The sequence below is a fragment of the Stenotrophomonas pictorum JCM 9942 genome (assembly GCF_001310775.1).
In the GTDB taxonomy this organism is placed as follows: Bacteria; Pseudomonadota; Gammaproteobacteria; order Xanthomonadales; family Xanthomonadaceae; genus Stenotrophomonas; species Stenotrophomonas pictorum.
The window spans coordinates 1-1,926 of sequence record NZ_BAZI01000450.1 but is presented as its reverse complement, the minus strand read 5'-3'; the positions used below and the strand labels follow the sequence as shown (position 1 = coordinate 1,926).

The following is a 1,926-nucleotide window of genomic DNA, read 5'->3' as shown; positions in this document are numbered from 1 at the left end:
CCGGGCGAACCGCTCCGGATGGCGCGGCGCCCACAAGAGCAGCGCCTGCGGATGCCGTGCCAGCAGACGCGTGTGGATGTCGACCACCGCCTGCTCTTCCCCTTCATGGGTGCTGGCGGCGATCCACACCGGTCGATCTGCCGGTACATGGCGGCCGAACGCCGCCCGCACCGCCGACGGATCCGGCGGATGGATATCGAATTTCAGGTTGCCCAGCGCGCGCACCTGCTGCGGCATTGCCCCCAGCGCGATGAAACGCCCGGCATCGTCCTGCGATTGTGCCGCCACGCAGGTCACCGTGCGCAATGCACGCCCCACCAGCGGCCGCAGCAGGCGATAGCCCTTCAGCGAGCGCGCCGACAGGCGCGCGTTGAGGATGTACACGGGAATGCCGCGATCACGGCAGCCGAACAGCAGATTCGGCCACAGCTCGGTTTCCAGGATCAGCGCCAGACTCGGCCGGAAGTGCTCGAGAAAACGCCCGACACTGCCCGGCACGTCATACGGCAGATAGACGTGATCCACCGCATCGCCCCACAGCGCACGCACCCGCTGCGAACCGGTCGGGGTGATCGTGGTGATGATCCAGCGGATATCCGGACGTTGCTGCCGCAGCGCGTTGACCAGCGGCGCGGCGGCGTTCACCTCACCCACGGACACCGCATGCAGCCACACCCGCGGCTCGCTGCCACTTTCCGGATACGAGGCATAGCGCTCGTCCCAACGCTTGAAGTATTCGCGCACCCGGAACCCGCGCCACACCAGGTGGTACACCGTGATCGGCAACAACAGATACAACACGGCCGAATACAGACCGCGCAGCAATATTTCAACGGGATCCTTGCGCATGCGGGAAGGATACGGGAGCGGCCGCTGCAACGCATGGCAAAACCGGTTGGGTCATGCATCACTTAGAATCCTCCCATGTCCGATTCTCCCACCACCGCCACCCGCCCTTCGCTGGGCGATCCCCGGCATTGGCCGACCTTCGCCTGGCTGGGTATCGCCGCGCTGGCCGCGCGCCTGCCATGGACGCTGCAACGCGCACTGGGTCGAGGCATCGGCTGGCTGGCCCTGCACCTGGCCCGCAGCCGCCGCCGCGCGGCGGAAGTGAACCTTCAACTGTGCTTTCCCGAACAGGACCAGGCGTGGCGCCAGCGCCTGCTGCGCGACAGCTTCGATGCGCTGGGCGTGGGGGTTTTCGAGTTCGCCCGGGCCTGGTGGGGCAGCATCGAGGTCATCCGCCCGAAGGTGGAAATGGAAGGCCTGGAACATCTGCGCGCCCTGCAGGCCCAAGGCCGCGGCGTGCTGCTGGTGTCCGGGCACTTCATGACCTTGGAAATGTGCGGCCGGCTGCTGTGTGATCACGTGCCGCTGGCCGGCATGTACCGCAGGTACCGCAACCCGGTGATGGAGTGGGCGGTCAAAAGCGGGCGGCTGAAGTACGCCTGCGCGATGTTCGCCAACGAAGACATCCGCCCCACCGTGCGCCATCTGAAGAAGGGCGGAGTTCTCTGGTACGCGCCCGACCAGGACATGCGCGGCAAGGATTCGGTGTTCGTGCCGTTCTTCGGCATGCCTGCCTCCACCATCACCGCGACCCACCAGTTCGCGCGCATGACCGGCTGCGCGGTGGTGCCGTTCTTCCATCGCCGCGTCGGTGGCCGCTATGTGCTGAAGATCGCGCCTCCGTTGCCAGATTTCCCCACCGACGATCCGGTCGCCGACACCGCGCGGGTAAATGCCGCGATCGAGCAGATGGTGCGCGAGGCACCGGACCAGTACCTGTGGATCCACCGCCGCTTCAAGCGCCAGCCCGAAGGCCGCAGCCACTTCTACGACTGACACCCGCACCGCGGGCGTCACCACTCAGCGCGCGCCGCCCGGCTCTTCGGCCAGCAGCGCGCCGGCGTACAGGGCCGCCAG

At 67.2% G+C, this 1,926-nt stretch carries 2 protein-coding genes; one reads left to right on the top strand and one right to left on the bottom strand.

What is annotated here, in order from left to right; translation table 11 throughout:
• Positions 1–849 (bottom strand): 3-deoxy-D-manno-octulosonic acid transferase (locus tag JCM9942_RS14900; protein WP_054660622.1); only part of this gene is annotated, 849 nt, incomplete at its 3' end.
• A 75-nt stretch (positions 850–924) separates the two neighbouring features.
• Between JCM9942_RS14900 and JCM9942_RS14895 the strand changes: the two genes are divergently transcribed.
• The gene (locus JCM9942_RS14895; protein ID WP_054660620.1) at positions 925–1,845 is read left to right on the top strand and encodes an LpxL/LpxP family Kdo(2)-lipid IV(A) lauroyl/palmitoleoyl acyltransferase; all 921 of its coding nucleotides are present in this window, start codon (positions 925–927) and stop codon (positions 1,843–1,845) included.
• Positions 1,846–1,926 lie beyond the last annotated feature (81 nt).

Excerpts from the sequence above, each read along its gene's own strand:
- JCM9942_RS14895 (WP_054660620.1), top strand. The coding sequence starts at position 925 with ATGTCCGATTCTCCCACCACCGCCACCCGCCCTTCGCTGGGCGATCCC.